Below are 19,546 nucleotides of genomic sequence, written 5' to 3' on the forward strand. Positions count from 1 at the left end.
GAATGCGGGTAACATCGGAATTTTGGGTTACAGCTCTTATAAAGCGTATTCGCTTGGATGGTGGCTTTGCCTATCTGGCGGAGCGCGGCTCCGGTGAAGCAGGAGCGATCTTTATTAAAAAGCGCGTACAGTCACAGAGCTTCCATGAAGAATTATGGACGCTTTATGCACCGGCACCGCAAAGCGCCTATGATGAACGCAAGCCGGAAGAGCGCGGCTTTATCTTGTCAATGGATCAGGTAGATAGTGAGACAATTGACAAGCGCCTTGCGAGTGAGAAAAAATTCGACAGCGACTTATGGGTTTTGGAGATCGAAGATATTGAGGATCTGACACCTTATATTTTAATCGTGCCTGATCCTTATCTCTGAGGCACCTTATATGGCTGTCTTTTTGAGGCCGCCATGCTCAATCATATTATCTTCCGCTTTCCAGCGCTCAATGATTTGCTGAGCTGTTTCCGGTTTGATCGAGCGATAAATATTTACAAAATCCCGCAAACTGTCACGATCACCATGAATGGTACCAAGCACGGCCGTCATGATCAGATAGCAATCCTGCGCACTTAGATTAAGCGCTTTAAGAGCGATTGGTAATTGTGAGCTGGGCCACTCACCAATAATGTGTTTTGCACGCTCCAGGCTGACGCCGAGGGCATCGGCCAGCGCGGTGCGGAAAAAATCGCAATTGATCAGCAATGCGCTGTCGATCAGGTGATTTTCCGGCACTTGATAAGCCGATTGAGGCGGTAAATTACGCTTAACGGAATGCTCTAAATCTACATTCGCATCCCGCATCATCATATTGAGCTGCTGATGAATTTGCATCAGCTTTTGCGAATTGGTTTTTTCCGCTTGCGGCTTGGCGATCTGTTCAGAATTATGCAGGCTCGGCAAATGGCCTTGACGTTCGAGAATTTGGTTGATCTCTGCATCGTCAAAGCTTTGCAATAGACCAATAAGCAACGCATCCTGATCATGACGGCGGGCAATAATGCGTGCATGTCCGATGCCGCGTGATTCAATCAAATGCAGAAGGTCGCTGGTTGACAATGCATCGGAGCGTAGCAAAAGGGGTGCAGAAATATTGGTTGGCTCATGTGCCAGTTTGAAAACGAGACTGTGCGGTGCGTCCTGCATATGCACCAATCGCATGGCCGCATCGTGTTTGCCCTTGGCCGTTGCATAATCAATCAACGGCATGGCGAGATCTTCCAGCTGCAACAATTCCTGTCGACCGGGGCGGGTGATCGATGCATAGCCTGAGATGGCAGCCGTCAGCAAATCATCTGCTTTGCTGTCAGCAGGGTTACGGCTGATTGAAAACCCTTCTAAGGCGCGATACTGATCACGGGTCACGCTTGCTACTCCGCTGCTACACTGAACTGAAACTGCTCATACAAAAGAACAGTCCGTTTCAATTTAACTAATAACACTTAGCAACTTATTAACCGTGTTGAAAAATAAATGTGCGGATACGCGCTAGAGAGGCGTGCAACTGGCACCGGCTAAAGTCTGCCTGCCAAGTTCTTGCCAGCTGGCATCTGGCACCAAGCCTCGCAGTGTAACAATACCCTCTAAAATATCTTGCTCGATCAATACGGAATGAGATTGTGCTTCTGCCAGACTGGTTTTTAACGCAGAGGCAAGTGATAAAGGCGAAATGATGAGATCAAGATCGCCATCAGCAGAAATTGTGTCATTGAAATTAAACAGATTGTCACCTTGCCGATTGTAAATGGAAACAGACCAGAAGGGCAGCAAACCTTCAGCATGTACATGGATGGCTTGATCTGCGAGTTCGAAACGGCATGCAGCTTCAATGAAATAAGGATCGGAGGAAGCAGTCAATCGCTGTAACTTTGACAAATCATGAAACTTATGAGGTTCACCAAGTTTGCTGATCTGTGACCATGCATTTTGATCGGAATAAGTCGGAACCAGTAAAACGACCAGAATATGGATAATCGCAGCTCCGACAATACCAAGCAGGCCTGCGTATAGAAATCTGAGCATCAGCATTTGCTCCCGTTACGAAGTGCTGTAATGCGGGGCATGGTGATCTCGCTGAAGCTTGCAGAACTGGCAACCGGTGTATCATAAAGCGTCATCACCAGTGTAAACTGGCCGCTACCGCTGACACTTAGCCAATTATTGTCCTGTGCTTGCGGACTGATGGTGATTTCAAAATCTCCATTGCCAGTTTTTGCGACATTATTTGAAAGAAGAGATGTCGGCAGATATTCATTGTCTGACAAAAGTGCTCCCTTGTCATCGGTCGCAAGAAGTGTCCAGAAGCGTGCATTGGGGCTGGTGCCGGACATTTTATAAGTGCAGCCACGCATTAAAGCTCTGCCGTCACTGCTTGAGCGGGCATAAAAAATCAAACCTTCCGCCGCTCCCAGTGAAAGATTGCCTAAGCGTGCGGAGCGCGCTTTTGCATAAGGATCAGCATGAGGGCTTCCGGCGAGCGGATAAGAAATCCATTCACCGGTAGCAAGCTCGCTGAAACCACCAAAATGATCCAATGCCCAGCGTGCTGACCATATCCCGCCGCCAAGCGCTATAGCGAGTGCAAACAGGATAGAAGAAAGATTACGTAAAATAAGCCTCATCAGGTGATCCCTTTATAAAAGGCTTAAATTTTTAGGCCCACTGGTATCAGGCAATGCTGGTGCATTGACAAAATCATTATGCAGTTTTTGCAAGAATTTGGTCATGTGCGGGGTCAGCAATGTCGGGCGTTGGATATCGCTGTCATCATGCGTAGCAATTTGTGTGTCCGGTGCATTTTTAGGCTTCTCGGGAAACGGATTTTTAATACCGAAAATTGGTTTGAGTTCCACATTTTGATGCGCATAATTCATCATCCGTTGCCATGTCATGGCCGGAAGAATACCGCCTGTCAGATTATTCATTGGGCTGAAATTATCATTGCCGAACCAAACAGCAGCCGTGAAATTGCCCGTATAGCCAACAAACCAAGCATCGCGATAGCTTTGGGTGGTGCCGGTTTTTCCAGCAACCCTGGTCATGGGCAGACTGGCGCGACGCGCCGTTCCCCATTCCGGTACTTGCACCAGCATGGAGTTCATATCAATCGCTGCTTTCTCAGAAAGTACCCGATGTGGTTTTTCACCGTCACGCTTCAAATCCCAAATGATGCGACCGTCGCTTGTGGTGATTTGCGTGAAACCGTGCTTGGTGCCTGCCATGCCGCCATTGGCAAAAACATTAAATCCCATGGCTTGTTCCATAACCGTCATGCCAGATGTGCCAAGAACCATGGTTTTATGTGATGAAACAGGTGATTGCACACCAATGGCTTTGACAAGCGCCACGATCGGGGCGGTAGTCAAATGGTCTTTGGCAATGCGAACCGGCACACTGTTGAGCGATTTAACCAGTGCGGTGGTGAGACTGACACGACCGGAAAAGCTTCGGCCATAATTGCGTGGTGCCCAATTGCCCCAGGCAATGGGCGCATCGGAAACAATGGTTTCCGGTGTCATGCCTTTTTCCATCGCCGCCGCATAGACATAAGGCTTGAAGGATGAGCCGGTCTGACGCGAGGCGGAAGTGGCGCGATTAAATTGGCTTTCACCATAGTCCCTGCCGCCAACTATGGCACGCACGCCGCCATCATGGTCAAGCACGACGGTTGCAGCTTCGGTTACTTTATAATCAGTGCCAAATGTTCGTAAATGAAACTCGATTGCTTCTTCGGCAGCCTTTTGAATGCCACGATCAAGTGTGGTGCGCACAATCAATGAATGCTGCGGCAAATTTTGTGTGACGCGCTTGACCTCGTCAAAAGCCCAGTCGAGGAAATAATCAGGACTGTCGCTTTTGGCGCGGTCAATGACACTCGCCGGATTACGCTTGGCGGCCATAATCTGGCCTTCGCTCATCATGCCGCTATCAATCATATTGGATAGCACAACACTGGCGCGCGCGCGTGCGGCTGGCAAATTGACATGAGGAGCAAACTTGGCTGGTGCTTTAAAAAGCCCTGCAAGCATAGCCGCTTCGGCAAGATTGACGTCTTTGATATTTTTTCCGAAGTAAAATTCTGATGCCGCCGCAATACCGAATGTGCCGCCGCCCATATAAGCGCGATCAAGATAAAGCTGCAAAATTTCTTTCTTGTTCAAATTGGCTTCGAGCCAAAGCGCCAGAAATGCTTCTTTGATTTTGCGCTCAATGGTGCGTTCATTGGTCAAAAACAAATTTTTGGCCAATTGCTGGGTGATTGTGGAGCCACCTTGCACAACGCCGTTTGCCTGCATGTTTTGACTGAAAGCGCGTGACAATCCCCATAGGTCAATGCCGAAATGCTCGAAGAAACGACGGTCTTCGGTGCCAAGAACGGCTTTCATCACATGGTCTGGTAATTCATCAATCGGCACAGCTTCACGATGTAAAATTCCACGCTGGCCGATTTCATTACCGTTGCGGTCAAGGAAAGTAACAGCGTAATTATCCTGTGCGCGCCAGTCTTTTTTGGTTTCTTCAAAGGCGGGCAGGGCAAGCGCCAGCATCAATACAGCGCCAACGGTGCCCCAAGTGGCGCATTCGCTTAAGATTTCAATCAAGAAACGGCGAAAACCACGCACGCGAAAACGGCGGAAGAAAATAGTAATATTTTCCCAAAATTCGCTGAAAAAGAATCTTAAATTATAAAAGCTGCTATCAAGCCACGCATCGAATCCGATTAACCGCGATACACGAAATTTTCGGCGCGGTTTTGAGATGCTATTTTCCGGCTCGTTCATATTCTGCATAACAGTGCTTTTATTACTAAATCAATGCGTTTCTGGCTTTTATAGTTTATATAAAGGAGAGTATAACAAAGATTTTTTGAAAGCGTGTGTGTTTAAAATTGAATTGTCGATTAAGGTAACCAGAAACTTATCATGGATTTGAGAAAATAATCCGTGTTAGGAAAATAATCCTTGACCGTGTCACGGTTCTAAGGTAGGTATTAGTTATAGTCCGGTAATTGCGTCTAAACACAGTGTTGAAGCAGAGCGGATATAGCAATTTATGCTATGCTGTTAGGCCGGAAAGATAATCCATAAATTTTGATAACAGAATGAGCATTATTGGCGGGGCTGATAAGGCTTTTTCTTTAGATGTAAAACGGAGATTTTTCAGTGAGAGAAAGCTCTGAAAATAAAGCTATCGCAAAATTACGAGCGGCTGCGCGTATGCAGCAGCGTTATAATATTGCAGCAATGGAAATGGCGAGTGTTTTAGGCATAGCAGAAAGCACTTATCGCAAGCGCCTTTTGAAGCTTGGTTTGGTGAGTGCGCATATTGAAAATCCGTTTGGTCTTTATGGTGAAGCGGCGGGTATCATGGTGAAGTTGCAAACGGAGCTTGCACGCCTTGCCAATGATAGTGGTCTGCCGGATAAATCTTCTGCCGATGCGCTGACTGCCTTGGCGCGCACGGTGAAAACAGTCGTGGAGCTGATGCGGGAAGGTAGCGCCGAGCCTGAAACTGGCGTTAATACCCATGATGATTTGACCGGTATTGGCGCGGCTTTGGAAAAAATTGACAGGAGAATAAACGAACTTGCGGGAGAAAGGGCGGCTGAAATCCTGCGTCGCCGGACTGAGTGTGCAGCAGAAAATAGCATTGAGCAGGGAGTGGTTGTTTCAGGCGCGTGATGCACAATTACCACCTCTTGGTAATTGGCGTAGCTGGCTGATTTTGGGCGGGCGCGGTTCGGGAAAAACACGTGCAGGTGCTGAATGGGTGTCCGGCATGGCGCTTGGGTTAGCACCATTTACGAAAAGAGCCAGCGGGCATATTGCATTGGTTGGCGAAACGCTTGGCGATATTCGCGAGGTGATGATTGACGGGCCTTCGGGCATTTTGTCTGTCTCGCGGCAGGAGCGTCCGCGCTATGAAGCGACAAGGCGTCGGCTGGTTTGGCAAAATGGGGCAATTGCCTCATTATATTCATCAGAAGATCCGGACAGTCTGCGCGGGCCTCAATTTGATGCGGCCTGGTGTGATGAATTGGCCAAATGGAAACATGCTCAAGAAACATGGGACATGTTGCAGTTTGGTCTTCGGCTTGGCGACAATCCGCGCCAGATCATCACCACCACGCCGCGGGCTGTTCCGCTGTTGCGGCATCTGCTTGATGATAAAAACATCCCCGTCACGCGGATGAAAACCAGTGAGAATGCGGCGCATCTGGCTAGTGCTTTTATAAGCTCCATCGAAGAGCGCTATGGCAATACGCGTCTTGGGCGTCAGGAACTGGACGGCGAGATGATTGAAGAGCGCGCCGATGCATTGTGGTCGCGTGATATGATCGAGCATGTGATTTGTGCGGTTACACCGGAACTTACACGCATTGTCGTGGCGGTGGATCCGCCTGCCAGTTCCGGCAAAAACTCCGATGCCTGTGGCATTATAGTTGCTGGCATTGACGAAAATGGTGTCGGGCATGTGTTGCTGGACGCCAGTATGAACCAAGTCAAACCGCATCAATGGGCGCAACGCGCCGTGACACTCTATCATCAGTTCGAGGCGGATGCGATTATCGCAGAGGTCAATCAGGGCGGCGAGATGGTCAATGCCGTGATTGGTGCACAAGATACATCCGTGCCGGTGCGATCAGTCAGGGCAAAACGAGGCAAATATCTGCGCGCTGAACCGGTTGCAGCACTTTATGAGCAGGGACGTGTTCGTCATGCAGCACGCTTTCCGGCGCTGGAAGATGAAATGTGTGATTTTGCCCCTGATGGTTTGTCATCGGGGCGCTCGCCTGACCGGCTTGATGCCATGGTGTGGGCGCTTAGCGAATTGATGCTGGGCAGCGAATATAAGCCACGTATCCGGCGGCTGAATACATAATTCTCGATTAAATATGAGGGCCTTCCAATGGCATTATCATGGCCGTGGCGCAAAAGTGCTACGCTTCCATCTGCTGCGGCTGCGCGTCCAGCGGAAATGAAACATTCAACCGGTTTTGTCACTTTGCATATGGCGCAATCGGCTTCCTGGGTTGCAAGAGATTATACCTCGCTGGCGCGGGAAGGCTTTATGCGTAATCCCGTGGTACATCGCTGCGTGCGGATGATTGCAGAAGCGGCAGCCTCGGTGCCTTGGCTGCTCTATGAAGATGTGACCGAGCATGAGGTCCATCCGCTTTTGCAACTGATGAAACATCCGCAGCAAGGGCAGGATGGTGCCAGCTTTTTCGAGCGTCTTTATGGCCACTTATTATTGTCCGGCAATGCGTATATGGAGCGGATAACCGCACCCAATGGCACACATGAATTGCATTTATTGCGGCCTGAGCGGGTGAGTGTGGAATGTGACGGGAATGGCTGGCCGTCTGCAATGCTTTATCGGGCAGGTAATATAAAACGCATCATTCCGCTGGGGTACAATCAGCAAAGCAGTGGTTTGCATCTGAAATTATTTCATCCGCTGGATGATCATTATGGTTTCCCGCCGCTGGAAGCCGCACTCATGGCGCTTGATATTCATAATGCTGCAGGCGCGTGGAACAAGGCGTTGCTGGATAATTCAGCGCGTCCTTCCGGTGCGCTTGTCTATGCACCTAAAGATGGCGGTAATCTTACTGAAGAACAATTTCAGCGTCTGAAAGACGAGTTGGAAGATGGCTATACGGGCGCCAATGGTGCAGGGCGGCCATTGCTCTTGGAGGGTGGCCTTGATTGGAAAGCCATGGGGCTGACGCCGAAAGACATGGATTTCATTGAGGCTAAAAACGCTGCCAGCCGTGAAATTGCTTTGGCTTTTGGTGTGCCGCCGATGCTGCTTGGTATTCCGGGTGATAATACTTACGCCAATTATGCCGAGGCCAATCGCGCTTTTTACCGGCTGACAGTGCTGCCGCTGATTAACCGAACCGCCAATGCCATGAGTGGTTGGCTGAAGCCTCTTTATAACGGTGATTTACGTTTCGAACCTGATCTTGACCGCGTTGATGGCTTGTCAGCTGAGCGAGAAGCTTTGTGGCGTCGCATCAGTGATGCGGATTTCTTGAACGCCGACGAAAAGCGCGAGGCGGTTGGCTATTGAACAGAACTTATCTGAATAACGGAGAGAGCAATGAATACGCTTGATAATCCGGTATGGACGTCTGAAACAGCGCTTGTCTGGATTGCACGCATTGCCGGTGCTGTGGCGGGATCGGCTGTTTCACTTGGTTATATGTTGCCGCAGGGGCGGCGCGAGGCGGCGATGCGATTTGCAGTTGGCCTCATTTGCGGCATGGTTTTTGGCAGTGCTGCCGGCATTAAGATTGCTGAAAAATTTGAACTCATCGACAGCTTGGGGCGGGCGGAGCTGATGTTGATGGGATCGGCTGTTGCAAGCCTTGCGGCATGGTCGGCGCTTGGGGTTTTTAACCGCTTTGTCGAGCGGTTGAAGCTTAATCTCCCTGCGGTTGAGGTTATTAATAAAAAACAATCAAAAGAGGCGGAGAAGCATGAAGGATAGAACTTCACTGCTGGAAACCAAGCGCATGGCGCTTGAGCTGGATAATGTAGAACTGGATGGTAGTTTTTCCGGTTATGCCAGCCTTTTTGGCGTGGTGGATCTGGGTAATGATGTGATGGATGCCGGTGCTTTTACGCGCTCGCTGGAGCGTCGGCACGCTACCGGCATTCGCATGTTGTGGCAGCATGAAGCGACCGAGCCGATTGGCATCTGGACGACAATTCGTGAAGACGCCCAAGGGCTTTATGTCGAGGGGCGGCTTGCCAAAGGTGTGGCACAGGCGCGTGAAACACTGGAACTGCTGCGCAGTAAAGCAATTGATGGCCTGTCGGTGGGCTTTCGCACTGTGAAGGCGCGCAAAGATGCGCGTAGCGGTGTGCGCCATATTACCGAAGCCGATTTATGGGAAATTTCTGTCGTGACCTTTCCGATGCAGCCGCTCGCACGCATTGGGCAGGTCAAATCCGGCATGCTTCCTACCATCAGAGAATTTGAACGCTGGCTCACGCGGGATGCGGGGCTCAGCCGACAAGAAGCGCGCACGGTGATTGCAAAAGGCTTTGCAACATTAGCGCAAAAATTTCGACCGGAAGAGCCGCGGGATGCCTTTTCTAGCAACAGTCAATCCATGGCCGAACGCTTGCGTCAGGCCGCACATTATTTTCGATAAAAGGATAAAACATGGATCATATTGAAACTTCCGCGCTTGAAACCAAATCTGTTAACCACAATGCTGATATCAGCGCTGCATTTGATGAATTTATGGGCGCATTCTCTGTCTTTAAAGAAGCCAATGACGAGCGCCTTAAAAGTGTAGAAAAACATGTCGGCACCGATGTGCTGATCACCGAGAAAGTCGACAGAATTAACCGCGCTCTGGACGAGCAGAAACAGGCTATGGATCACATGGTGCTGAAACAGGCGCGCCCGACACTTGGTGGCCATATGCCTGCCATGAATGTCGAGCATAAAAATGCGTTTCAAAATTATGTGCGTAAAGGTGATGAACAAAACCTGCGTGCCATTGAACTGAAAGCCCATTCTTATGGTTCGGGGCCTGATGGCGGCTATCTGGTGCCGGCAGAACTGGAAACCGAGATCGGTCGTCGTTTGAGTGTTTTGTCGCCGATCCGATTATTGGCGACAGTGCGTCAGGTTTCGGGCGCTGTGCTCAAAAAGCCGTTTTCGATCAGTGGTCCGGCCACCGGATGGGTTTCTGAAACTGCAGCGCGTCCGCAGACCAATTCGACACAATTGGCAGAAATGCAGTTTCCGACCATGGAAATTTACGCCATGCCTGCAGCCACATCTTCGCTGCTCGATGATGCGGCGGTGGATATTGAACAGTGGATTTCTGCCGAAGTGGAAGCAGCTTTTGCCGAGCAGGAAAGTGCCGCTTTCATCAATGGTGATGGTGTCAACAAGCCGAAAGGTTTCTTGAGTTATGACACTGTTGATGAGACAAACTGGGCATGGGGTAAACTTGGCACAGTTGCAACCGGTGCGGCTGGTGCATTACCAGCGACCGATCCTTCCGATGTGCTGATCGAGCTGATTTATTCGCTTAAAGCGGGTTATCGTCAGAACGCCAATTTTGTCATGAACCGCAAAACGCAAAGTGCTTTGCGAAAACTTAAAGACAATGACGGCCAATATCTCTGGCAGCCGCCTGCAACCATTGGGGACAAGGCAAGCTTTATGGGCTTTGGTCTGGTTGAAGCAGAAGATATGCCGGACATTGATGAAGACAAAACACCAATTGCTTTTGGGGATTTCTCTCGTGGCTATCTGGTGGTTGACCGTGCCGGCATCCGCGTATTGCGTGATCCTTATTCTGCCAAACCATATGTGTTGTTCTACACCACCAAACATGTGGGTGGCGGTGTGCAGGACTTTGACGCTATCAAACTGCTTAAATTCTCGGACTGATCGTTTTTTGAACCGAATTATGCGGTCCAAAATACCTGATGGTTTTTGGCCAGAGTCGTGAAAAATACCTGCTGGTTTTTGGCCAAGGAGGTGAAAAATACCTGCCGGTTTTTGGCCAGAGTCGTGAAAATTACCTGCCGGTTTTGGCAGGTAGATTATTTATAATAAATCGATGAATCTGTATTTCAGCGATTTTCCATAAAATATTGATTTTATGTAGGTTTCTCACAGAGGGAAAATCTTATGACAATGCATTCTGTAACGCCTCCGGCCATCGAGCCGGTGACGATCGATGAAGCGCGCGCTTATCTTCGCATCACAACCGACAGCGAAAACAAGCTGCTGCAATCTTTGATTAAAACTGCCCGTGAAACAGTGGAAGCGCGCGCTGGACTAGCGCTTATTACACAAAGCTGGCGCTTGCATGTTGATCGTTGGCCACGTTCCAATCGTCTGGCGCTTTATCGTTATCCGGTCACATCAGTCGATGCGATAACAGCATATTTACCTGATGGTACTCCGGTGAGATTTGATGCGGATGACTGGAAGCTGCAACAGGCAGGCCGTCCGCAACGGCTTTATCTGCAGGCGCGCGCCGATATGTCTTCATTGAGTGGTCTGGAAATTGATCTGACTGTTGGTTTTGGTGCTGAAGCTACAGCAGTGCCTGATGTGCTGAAACAGGCCATTTTGGTTCTGGTGGCGCATTTATATGAATTTCGCGGAGCCTTTGACGAGCAGTCTCAGCCAATTTCATTTCCAAGTCACTTTGAGCGCCTTGTCGATATCTGGAAGCGGGTATCGGTATGAATACGCTGTTTATGAGTGCGGGGAGACTACGCACAGAATTAAAGCTGGAAGAGCTTAAACCCCAAGCAGACGGCATCGGCGGTTATACGGAAAGCTGGCAGGAAATTGCACTCATCTGGGGACAAATTCGTGCAATTACGTCGTCATCACGTTTTTTGGCGCAGCGCTGGCACCCGGAAACAACCCATCGCATTACCATCCGTTTTGATGAAATGATCAAAGCGGGGATGCGACTGCGTAGAGGCAGCCGTATTTTCCAGATTGATGCCATTCAGGATGCCGATGAAACGCGGCGTTATCAGATTTGTTTCGTACGTGAGGAAACTACATGAGACTGGCGGTGAAATTGCGTTTTGAAGCGCTTTTGACCGCATTGCGTCTGAAATCTTTGGCGCTGGCAGAGCGGAACTGGCGCGAACAAAAAACAATAAGCCAAGAGGAGCGGGAAGATTGAGTGCATCTATTAGTTTGCAAAAAGCAATTTATGATCTTCTTCGCAATGATGCGGATGTGAGCGCCAAGCTGGGCACAAATCGTATTCTCGACCATGTGCCGCCGACGACTGGTTTTCCTTATATCACGCTTGGCAGCAGTGTTGTTTATGATTGGTCAACCGATAGTGAGCCGGGGCAAGAGCATTTGATTTCCTTGCATATCTGGGCGCAGAGCAGCGGACGTAAATTTGTATTGGAAGTGATTGAGTTGATTGCGCAAAAACTGGATCACGGGACGCTTGAGCTTATAGGCCATGTATTGGTCAATCTGAATTTACAGGAAATTTCTGCCCAAAACAGCGACCGTCGTAATGCCTATCAGGGCATCATGCGTTACCGCGCAGTGACTGAGCCACAAACAGTCTAAGCAATACTCATTATATAAAGCAGCGAATTTGCAGACCGGTAAACCACGATGTTTGCCGGATCTTTGCGTTCGCTCATGTTTTTCACGGAGAATTTGATGTCAGCACAAAGAGGTAAAGACATTCTTTTAAAAATTGCCCTTGAAAGCGGGGGCTTTGAAACCTGCGCAGGATTACGCACAAAACGTATCGCGTTCAATGCCGAAACCGTTGATGTGACCGATGCGGATGCAAGCGGCCGCTGGCGGCAATTATTAGGCGCGAGCGGTGTACAGCGTGCGTCTGTGAGTGGCTCCGGTATTTTTAAAGATGCAGTCTCCGACGCCTTGCTGCGTCAGGTTTTCTTCCAAGGCGAAATCCGCAATTGGGAAATCATCTTGCCGGATTTTGGTGTATTGGGCGGGCTTTTCCAGATTGTTGCACTTGAATATGGCGGCAATCATGATGGCGAAGTGACCTTTGAAATGGCGCTTGAATCTGCAGGTGTTGTCAGCTTTGGAGAATTGCCATGATGATCAATAAGCATCGCGGAGAGGTGGGCGCTGTCCTTGATGGCCGCCCTTGGACATTATGTTTAACCCTCGGCGCATTGGCCGAACTTGAATCGGCTTTTGCAGCAGATGATTTGCCTAAACTCTTAAACCGATTTTCTGCAGCGCAATTATCGGCACAGGACATGATCCGTATTTTATGTGCAGGCCTTCGCGGTGGCGGGCATAATGTGACTTTGGAAGATGTGGCAGAAATGCGTGCTGATGGCGGTGCTGCCGGTTTTGCCCGTATTGTCGCCGAGCTTTTAACGGTAACATTTGGCACAGCAGAAAATGCAGTTTCTGACAAAAAATCAATATGTTGAATACGCATTTTGAATCAAAATCTGATCTGGACAGCGCTTTCCCTTGGGCGGATGTGATGCAGATCGGCTTAGGCCAATTTCGCCTCGCACCAAAAGATTTTTGGGCGTTGAGTTTGCGGGAGCTGAACGCCATGATCGGCGCATATCAGTTGAAAGTGAATGTGCCGGACAGGCAGACGCTGAACGAGCTGATGCAGGCATATCCTGATCTTTAAGCGACCTATCAGCCTTTAAGGAACCATCATGAATGAGAATATGACCGTCTCGATTGAAGCGGATACAACCGCTTTCAATCGGACGCTTGATGATTTGCAAAAGCGTTCGACATCATTTGGCAACAGTCTTTCATCGGCGCTGAAAGGTGCGGTTGTGGATGGCAAAGGGTTGGATGATGTCTTGCGCAAACTCGCCGGTGATATGGCGGGCATGGCTTTGTCGATTGGCATGAAACCGTTGGAAGGTGTCGCTTCATCCTTATTTTCCGGTGTAATGGCCGGAATTGGCGGCATTAAACCCTTTGCCAAAGGAGGCGTTGTTTCCAGCCCGACTTATTTCGGTATGGGTAACGGCAATATCGGCCTGACCGGTGAAGCGGGAGCAGAAGCTATTTTGCCATTGGCACGCGGTTCCGATGGACGATTGGGAGTTGCCACCGGTGGCGGCGCCAAGCCGGTCAGCATTGTTTTTAATATGTCCTCGCCGGACGCCGCATCATTTCGCAAATCCGAAGCGCAATTGGCCTCGATGTTGGCCGGAGCCGTTAGTCGTGGTGCAAGGAGATTGTAAATGGGGCAGATTAATTCCTTTCATGATGTGGCGTTTCCACTTGGTGTTTCTTTTGGTTCAGTGGCGGGGCCTGAGTGGAAAAACGAAATCGTGCAGCTTAATTCAGGGCATGAAAAACGTAATGCGCGATGGGCGCAATCGCGTCGCCATTTTGATGCCGGAACCGGTATTCGCTCACTCGCCGATTTGCGCCAAGTGTTGAGCTTTTTTGAAGCGCGACGGGGTTCATTATTTGCATTTCGCTTTCGTGATCCGTTTGATCATTTTTCTAATCATGGGGCACAAGAGCCAACGGCACTTGATCAACAGATCGGCATTGGCGATGGCGAAACCAACAGCTTTCAGCTCATCAAAACTTACGACACCTATAGTCGTATGATTACCAAGCCGGTGGCTCTCAGCGTGAAGCTGGCGGTGAATGGGGACGTGCTGCAAAACGGCACTGATTATCAGGCGGATGCTTTAACTGGCATGGTGACGCTAAGTGAGGAAAGAGTGCCGGATGAAGGAGCCGTAATCACGGCTGGCTTTTTATTCGATGTAGCCGTTCGTTTTAACACGGATCGTTTGCAGGCGAGCATCTCGTCATTTCAGGCTGGTGAAATCCCGTCCATTCCAATCATTGAGGTGAAGGCATGAGAACAATTTCGCCGCAACTGGAATCACATTTGCAAGGTGTTGTAACAAACCATTGTTTTGTCTGGATAATACGGTGCAGTACCCAGCAGGTCTTTGGCTTTACGGATCATGATTTTCCGCTCGTTATAAAAGGTATTAGATGCGAACCACAAAGCGGCATGAATTCGAGCGAAGCGCATTCCAAGCTTGGTCTTTCTGTCAGCGGCAGTGAAATTGAAGGCGCACTGGTCAGTGATCGTATCCGTGAAGAGGACATCGAAAACGGGTTTTATGATGATGCTTTGGTGGAAACTTATCTCGTCAATTGGAGCGCGCCTGACGAGCATTTGTTTTTGCAAAGTTGGACAATCGGCAAAATAACCCGCAGCGGCGAGAAGTTTGTTGCCGAAATTAAAGGCGCAGCCGCAGTTTATGATAAAATTCACGGACGCCGGATTTTACGCCAATGCGATGCGGAATTGGGCGATCAACGTTGCGGCATTATCCGCAATGACCCGCGCAATCATGCGCGAGGTGTGGTCGCTGCGGTAAATGGGGCGGACATGGAAATGTCCGGCTTGGAAAGTCATGCAACAGATTGGTTTATGCATGGAGTTTTTACTTGGGTTGGCGGGCGCAACAAGGGCGCAAAATCCAAGGTGACATTACATCGCTCACAACTGATACGTTTGCGTGATGAGCCGGTTTTTGCAGTTCAAGCAGGTGATGAGTTCGAGATATTGGCTGGGTGTGACAAATCCTTTGCCACTTGCAAAGCCAAATTTGCCAACAGCGCCAATTTCAGAGGTTTTCCGCATCTTCCGGGCAACGATGCCGCTTATAGTTACATCAATAAAGACATGAATTTTGACGGCGGGGCATTGGTGCCATGACCTTGAATTCAACCATACCGCAAGCGGTTTTGAAAGAAGCTTATCAATGGCTTGGCACGCCTTATCGTCATGGTGCGGCGCGCAAACAAGTTGGCTGTGATTGCTTGGGTCTCATTCGAGGTGTGTGGCGTGAGGTCTATGGCCATGAGCCGGAAAAACCTGCAACTTACGCGCCTGATTGGGCGGAACTATCCGATAAAGAACCGCTATTGGATGCGGCAGAAAAACATATGGTAAGTCGACCCGTGCCGATGGGTATCAAGGATATTTTGCCCGCACAAGTGCTGATATTTCGTTGGCAACCGACAATGGCGGCAAAACATATTGCTATTATGGGGCATGAGGGGCGTTTCATCCATGCCTATCACGGCCATCGGGTTTTAACCTCAGCGCTCGTGCCGCAATGGTTCAAGCGTATTGCAGGCATCTTTGAATTTCCGGAGCCAGCCGGCCAATCGATACAAGGGAGAAATCTATGACGACTGTCGTCTTGCAGGCTGTCGGCGGGGCGATCGGCTCAGTATTCGGGCCGGTCGGCACGGCTATCGGCACGGCTCTCGGGGCTATGGGCGGCTATATGGTGGATAGCGCCATCATTAATTCGACGCGCCGAATTGAAGGCCCGCGCCTTTCAAATGCCAAGCCGCTGACCGCCGAAGAAGGTGCAGCATTACCCTATATTTATGGCACTGCGCGTGTATCTGGCACACTGATTTGGGCGACACGTTTTGAAGAAGACAAAACCACTGAGCGTCAGGGTGGCAAAGGTGGCCCTAAGGTCACCACTTATAGCTATTTTGTCAATGCTGCTTTTGCTGTGGCTGAAGGAGAGATTGCCGGAATTCGTCGTGTCTGGGCAGATGGTAAAGAGATTGACCTGACTAATATCGAAATGCGTATCTATAAAGGTACATCCGATCAGCAACCCGATCCGCTGATAGAGGCAAAGCAAGGAGAAGGCAATGCGCCTGCTTATCGCGGCACGGCCTATATAGTGATCGAACGCTTTCCGGTAGATGAATATGGCCATCGTATTCCGCAGCTACAATTTGAAGTGATCCGCACAGTCGGCAAGTTGGCAAAATCTGTTCAGGCCGTGACACTGCTGCCAGGGGCTACAGAATTTGGGTTGTCGCCATTTTTGATCACGGATGAATCAACACCCGGTCAAAAGCGGCTGATTAATCGTAATAATTTGCGTGGGAACACGGATTGGGTGGCCTCAATGGATGAGTTGCAGGCTTTATGTCCTAATTTGAAGCATGTGGCGATTATTGTGCCGTGGTTTGGCGATGATCTGCGGGCAGATCATTGTAAACTTAAACCGGGTGTGACCGAACTGAATGCGCGCAAACCAAGTCGGCATTGGCGGGTGAATAATATTGCCCGCGAAAATGCGCATCATATCAGCAGGTATCATAATGAAACTGCCTATGGTGGCACGCCATCTGATGACACTGTGATTGAAGCTATCAAGGACGCGAAAAAGCGTGGGCTTTCGGTGACACTTTATCCGTTCATCATGATGGATATTGCTGAAGACAATCAATTGCCGTCTCCTTATGGCGGCAATCAACAGCCTGCCTATCCGTGGCGCGGGCGCATTACCTGTCATCCGGCCATTGGTCAGGCGGAGAGCGTTGATAAAACTGCCATTGCAGCCGATCAAATCAACCAATTTGTTGAAGGAGAATGGGGCTATCGCCGCTTTCTCAATCATTGTGCGGATCTGGCGCTAAGGGCTGGAGGGGTTGATGCGTTTTTGGTCGGCTCGGAGCTGATCGGATTAACCCATGTGCGCTCATCAAGGGAAGCATTCCCGTTTGTCGATGCTTTGTGTGATTTGGCGCAAGCCATGCGCAACAAGCTTGAAAACAGTTGTAAAATTACTTATGCGGCGGATTGGTCAGAATATTTTGGCTATCAGACACAAGATGGTTCAGGCGATGTGTACTTTCATCTGGATCCGCTTTGGGCACATAGTGCAATCAATGCGATTGGCATCGATAATTATATGCCGCTCAGTGACTGGCGTGATCAGGATTGGCATACTGATAATCCGGATGGTTTTACCGCACCCTATGATCTTGAGTGCCTGAAAAGCCAGATTGCTGCAGGTGAGGGCTATCATTGGTATTATGCCAATCCTGAAGATCATGAAAAACGTATCCGCACGCCAATCACGGATGGTCGGGCGGGAAAGCCTTGGGTTTTCCGGTATAAAGATTTGAATTCTTGGTGGGCAAACCCCCATTATAACCGTGTAGATGGCGCAGAAAAAACAACACCAACACCTTGGCTACCAATGTCGAAGCCATTTTGGTTGACCGAGCTTGGCTGTCCGGCAGTGGATAAAGGGCCGAACCAGCCTAATGTTTTTCCAGATAGAAAATCATCGGAAAATGCCGTGCCTTATTTTTCCAATGCTGCACGTTCTGATTTGGCGATGGACAGATTTTTACGCGCGCATATAGCATATTGGCCTGAGGCTGGGGCACATAATCCGGTTTCGCCGATCTATGGCGGTAAAATGTTGGATGATGAGCGGATTTATCTCTGGGCATGGGATACCCGCCCATTTCCGGAGTTTCCGCTTTATAATCATTATTGGGGTGATGCCGCAAATTGGGCGCGTGGACATTGGCTGAATGGTCGGTTAAGTCAGGTGTCTTTGGATGAACTGATTGCACAAATTATCAAAGATTATGGTTTGCCGGAGGTTGACAGCAGTCAGGCTGATGGCTTTGTGAATGGATTTGTCATTCCCGACCCGACAACTGCACGTTCAGTTTTAGAGCCGCTGCTCGATATTTTTGGCATTCATGCTTTTGAAAAAGATGGCAAATTCATTTTTAAAAGTCTGGATCGTCGACAAGAGGCTGTTCGCATAATTGATGATATTGTAGTGCCGGATGAGGCGGATGCTCTCACGATCACTATGGAAGATAAAAATGATCTGCCGCGTAATGCGACACTGTTTTATCAAGACCCGATGCGTGAATATCAGTCAGCCGGAGCTAAAACCTATCAGAATAAAGGCGAAGGTGACGAGTCGACAAGTCTTTCCGGTTCTTTGGAGCGAGGGGCTGCGGATGGGCTGGTGGAGCAATGGCTGTTAAGGCGCTGGGCACAAAGGCGCTCGGTTTCATTTGCAGTACCTTGGGCGCGCGCGCAGTTTCATGTCGGAGACCGCGTAAAAATTCCGGTAGTCAACGGCAATCGTGACTATGTCATCACATTTTTAGAAGATGGAGAGGTGCGGCAAGTGCAGGCTGTGGCGCTAGCACCACGCATTGATACGTCTGATCATGGAGACGTTCCTTTCAAACCTGATCCCGCACCGGTTTTGGATGTAAAACCGGTTGTGTATCTGATTGATCTGCCTTTATGGCCGGGTGCGCAGACAGCACATCAGCAATTGCGGGTGGCATGTCATGCCAAACCGTGGCGCGGTGTTGCAGCTTATGTTTCTCCGCAGGAAGATGGTTTTGTCGAGCGAACACTTGTTACATCCCGTGCAGTGATAGGCGAGCTTTTGCAGCCATTTGCACCTGGCCAAGCGAGCGGGCGAATTATCAGCGGGCATTATCTGGATGTCGTGCTTTATTCGGCTGAATTGCACTCCTGCACAATGCAACAGCTTTATAATGGCGCAAATACCGCAATCATCCAAGCGCCTGATGGTGAATGGGAAGTGTTGCAGTTTTTACAGGCTGAAGAAATGGCGAGTGGTTATTGGCGCCTGTCTGATTTCTTACGCGGTCAGCTTGGAACAGAAGCGCAAAGCCTCATGGAAAAACAGGCGGAAGCTCCGTTTGTCTTGCTTGATTCATCAGTTGTTCCGGTTGGTTTGGATGCAGCAGAAATTGGCTTGCAATTAAACTGGCGGTTGGGAACAGCTGGCAGACCTTTCACATCAGATTATTTTGAGACGATGACAGCGACGGGTGGGATGCGTGCTTTGCGATCGTTAAGCCCTGTTCATTTGCGCGCAAAAAAACAGGGCGGCGATACGCAATTCTCATGGATTCGTCGTGGGCGAATTGATGCGGATAGTTGGCTTGCTGACGAAATCGTGATTGGCGAAGAGCGTGAGCGCTATCAAGTTGAATTATGGAAAGACGGAGTGAAAATTTGGGGAGAAGAGGTTGATGAACAAAGTTGGAATTTAGCTTCCGTACAACGAGAAGAGCTCTTTGGATCTGAGTCGGTCGATTTACAGTTCAAGGTGGCCATGATCAGCGCACAATCTGGCCCCGGTGATCTCTCCACGCTTCATTTAACCCTATAAACCAAAGAAAAT

Annotated in this window: 23 protein-coding genes; 19 read left to right on the forward strand and 4 right to left on the reverse strand. The window is 49.5% G+C overall.

Translation table 11 applies throughout. The annotated features are described in order from the left end of the window. Positions 1-2: 2 nt before the first annotated feature. Positions 3-371 (forward strand): DUF1491 family protein, encoded by a 369-nt coding sequence (locus JNC77_RS04900; RefSeq protein WP_374829972.1) that lies wholly within the window; start codon positions 3-5, stop codon positions 369-371. Positions 372-377: 6 nt separating this feature from the next. On the opposite strand, the gene JNC77_RS04905 is transcribed toward JNC77_RS04900, so the two are convergent. The 4 genes from JNC77_RS04905 to JNC77_RS04920 all read right to left on the reverse strand — a co-directional run bounded on the left by JNC77_RS04905 (position 378) and on the right by JNC77_RS04920 (position 4,774). Further along, the gene (locus JNC77_RS04905; protein WP_374829974.1) at positions 378-1,358 is read right to left on the reverse strand and encodes a DUF2336 domain-containing protein; all 981 of its coding nucleotides are present in this window, start codon (positions 1,356-1,358) and stop codon (positions 378-380) included. 123 nt (positions 1,359-1,481) lie between these two features. Continuing rightward, positions 1,482-2,015: a DUF1254 domain-containing protein gene (locus tag JNC77_RS04910; RefSeq protein ID WP_374829976.1), complete on the reverse strand. Its 534-nt coding sequence runs from the start codon at positions 2,013-2,015 to the stop codon at positions 1,482-1,484. Then, positions 2,015-2,614, reverse strand: coding sequence for a DUF1214 domain-containing protein (locus JNC77_RS04915; protein WP_374829978.1), 600 nt, complete (start codon positions 2,612-2,614; stop codon positions 2,015-2,017). Before JNC77_RS04915 ends, JNC77_RS04910 begins: the two co-directional genes overlap by 1 nt. 12 nt (positions 2,615-2,626) lie before the next feature. Then, positions 2,627-4,774, reverse strand: a complete 2,148-nt coding sequence (locus JNC77_RS04920) for a transglycosylase domain-containing protein (protein WP_374830509.1) — start codon at positions 4,772-4,774, stop codon at positions 2,627-2,629. A 381-nt stretch (positions 4,775-5,155) separates the two neighbouring features. On the opposite strand from JNC77_RS04920, the gene JNC77_RS04925 reads away from it, so the two are divergent. The 18 genes from JNC77_RS04925 to JNC77_RS05010 all read left to right on the forward strand — a co-directional run bounded on the left by JNC77_RS04925 (position 5,156) and on the right by JNC77_RS05010 (position 19,534). Continuing rightward, positions 5,156-5,674, forward strand: coding sequence for a hypothetical protein (locus tag JNC77_RS04925; RefSeq protein WP_374829980.1), 519 nt, complete (start codon positions 5,156-5,158; stop codon positions 5,672-5,674). Next, a complete protein-coding gene (locus tag JNC77_RS04930; RefSeq protein ID WP_445482843.1) occupies positions 5,619-6,875 on the forward strand; it encodes a DNA-packaging protein in 1,257 nt (418 codons plus the stop codon). Before JNC77_RS04925 ends, JNC77_RS04930 begins: the two co-directional genes overlap by 56 nt. Before the next feature lie 27 nt (positions 6,876-6,902). Next, on the forward strand, positions 6,903-8,072 hold the full coding sequence (locus JNC77_RS04935; protein WP_374829982.1) for a phage portal protein: 1,170 nt from the start codon (positions 6,903-6,905) through the stop codon (positions 8,070-8,072). Positions 8,073-8,102: 30 nt separating this feature from the next. Further along, on the forward strand, positions 8,103-8,492 hold the full coding sequence (locus JNC77_RS04940; RefSeq protein ID WP_374829984.1) for a DUF6107 family protein: 390 nt from the start codon (positions 8,103-8,105) through the stop codon (positions 8,490-8,492). Further along, the gene (locus JNC77_RS04945; RefSeq protein ID WP_374829985.1) at positions 8,482-9,162 is read left to right on the forward strand and encodes an HK97 family phage prohead protease; all 681 of its coding nucleotides are present in this window, start codon (positions 8,482-8,484) and stop codon (positions 9,160-9,162) included. Before JNC77_RS04940 ends, JNC77_RS04945 begins: the two co-directional genes overlap by 11 nt. Positions 9,163-9,173: 11 nt before the next feature. Beyond that, on the forward strand, positions 9,174-10,421 hold the full coding sequence (locus tag JNC77_RS04950) for a phage major capsid protein (RefSeq protein ID WP_374829986.1): 1,248 nt from the start codon (positions 9,174-9,176) through the stop codon (positions 10,419-10,421). A 243-nt stretch (positions 10,422-10,664) separates the two neighbouring features. Further along, complete coding sequence (locus JNC77_RS04955) at positions 10,665-11,231, forward strand: head-tail connector protein (RefSeq protein WP_374829988.1); 567 nt, start codon at positions 10,665-10,667, stop codon at positions 11,229-11,231. Continuing rightward, positions 11,228-11,563 carry a phage head closure protein gene (locus tag JNC77_RS04960; protein WP_374829990.1) on the forward strand — a complete coding sequence of 112 codons (336 nt, stop codon included), beginning with the start codon at positions 11,228-11,230 and terminating at the stop codon, positions 11,561-11,563. Before JNC77_RS04955 ends, JNC77_RS04960 begins: the two co-directional genes overlap by 4 nt. Beyond that, entirely contained in the window at positions 11,560-11,685 is a 126-nt protein-coding gene (locus JNC77_RS04965; RefSeq protein ID WP_374829992.1) for a hypothetical protein, read from the forward strand. The genes JNC77_RS04960 and JNC77_RS04965 overlap by 4 nt, the downstream gene beginning before the upstream one ends. Then, positions 11,682-12,092 carry a DUF3168 domain-containing protein gene (locus JNC77_RS04970; RefSeq protein WP_374829994.1) on the forward strand — a complete coding sequence of 137 codons (411 nt, stop codon included), beginning with the start codon at positions 11,682-11,684 and terminating at the stop codon, positions 12,090-12,092. The genes JNC77_RS04965 and JNC77_RS04970 overlap by 4 nt, the downstream gene beginning before the upstream one ends. A gap of 96 nt (positions 12,093-12,188) precedes the next feature. After that, entirely contained in the window at positions 12,189-12,602 is a 414-nt protein-coding gene (locus JNC77_RS04975; RefSeq protein ID WP_374829996.1) for a phage major tail protein, TP901-1 family, read from the forward strand. Then, positions 12,599-12,946, forward strand: a complete 348-nt coding sequence (locus tag JNC77_RS04980) for a gene transfer agent family protein (RefSeq protein ID WP_374829998.1) — start codon at positions 12,599-12,601, stop codon at positions 12,944-12,946. Before JNC77_RS04975 ends, JNC77_RS04980 begins: the two co-directional genes overlap by 4 nt. Further along, entirely contained in the window at positions 12,940-13,161 is a 222-nt protein-coding gene (locus tag JNC77_RS04985) for a rcc01693 family protein (RefSeq protein WP_374830000.1), read from the forward strand. Before JNC77_RS04980 ends, JNC77_RS04985 begins: the two co-directional genes overlap by 7 nt. Positions 13,162-13,189: 28 nt before the next feature. Beyond that, positions 13,190-13,732, forward strand: a complete 543-nt coding sequence (locus JNC77_RS04990; protein ID WP_374830002.1) for a phage tail tape measure protein — start codon at positions 13,190-13,192, stop codon at positions 13,730-13,732. Then, positions 13,733-14,371, forward strand: a complete 639-nt coding sequence (locus tag JNC77_RS04995) for a phage distal tail protein, Rcc01695 family (protein WP_374830004.1) — start codon at positions 13,733-13,735, stop codon at positions 14,369-14,371. It abuts the gene before it with no gap. Continuing rightward, complete coding sequence (locus tag JNC77_RS05000) at positions 14,368-15,243, forward strand: phage/gene transfer agent baseplate hub protein (RefSeq protein WP_374830006.1); 876 nt, start codon at positions 14,368-14,370, stop codon at positions 15,241-15,243. Before JNC77_RS04995 ends, JNC77_RS05000 begins: the two co-directional genes overlap by 4 nt. Continuing rightward, on the forward strand, positions 15,240-15,722 hold the full coding sequence (locus JNC77_RS05005) for an NlpC/P60 family protein (RefSeq protein ID WP_374830008.1): 483 nt from the start codon (positions 15,240-15,242) through the stop codon (positions 15,720-15,722). The genes JNC77_RS05000 and JNC77_RS05005 overlap by 4 nt, the downstream gene beginning before the upstream one ends. Further along, positions 15,719-19,534, forward strand: a complete 3,816-nt coding sequence (locus JNC77_RS05010; protein ID WP_374830010.1) for a baseplate multidomain protein megatron — start codon at positions 15,719-15,721, stop codon at positions 19,532-19,534. The genes JNC77_RS05005 and JNC77_RS05010 overlap by 4 nt, the downstream gene beginning before the upstream one ends. Positions 19,535-19,546 lie beyond the last annotated feature (12 nt).

The sequence above is a fragment of the Paenochrobactrum pullorum genome (genome assembly GCF_041929845.1).
Lineage (GTDB): Bacteria > Pseudomonadota > Alphaproteobacteria > Rhizobiales > Rhizobiaceae > Paenochrobactrum > Paenochrobactrum pullorum.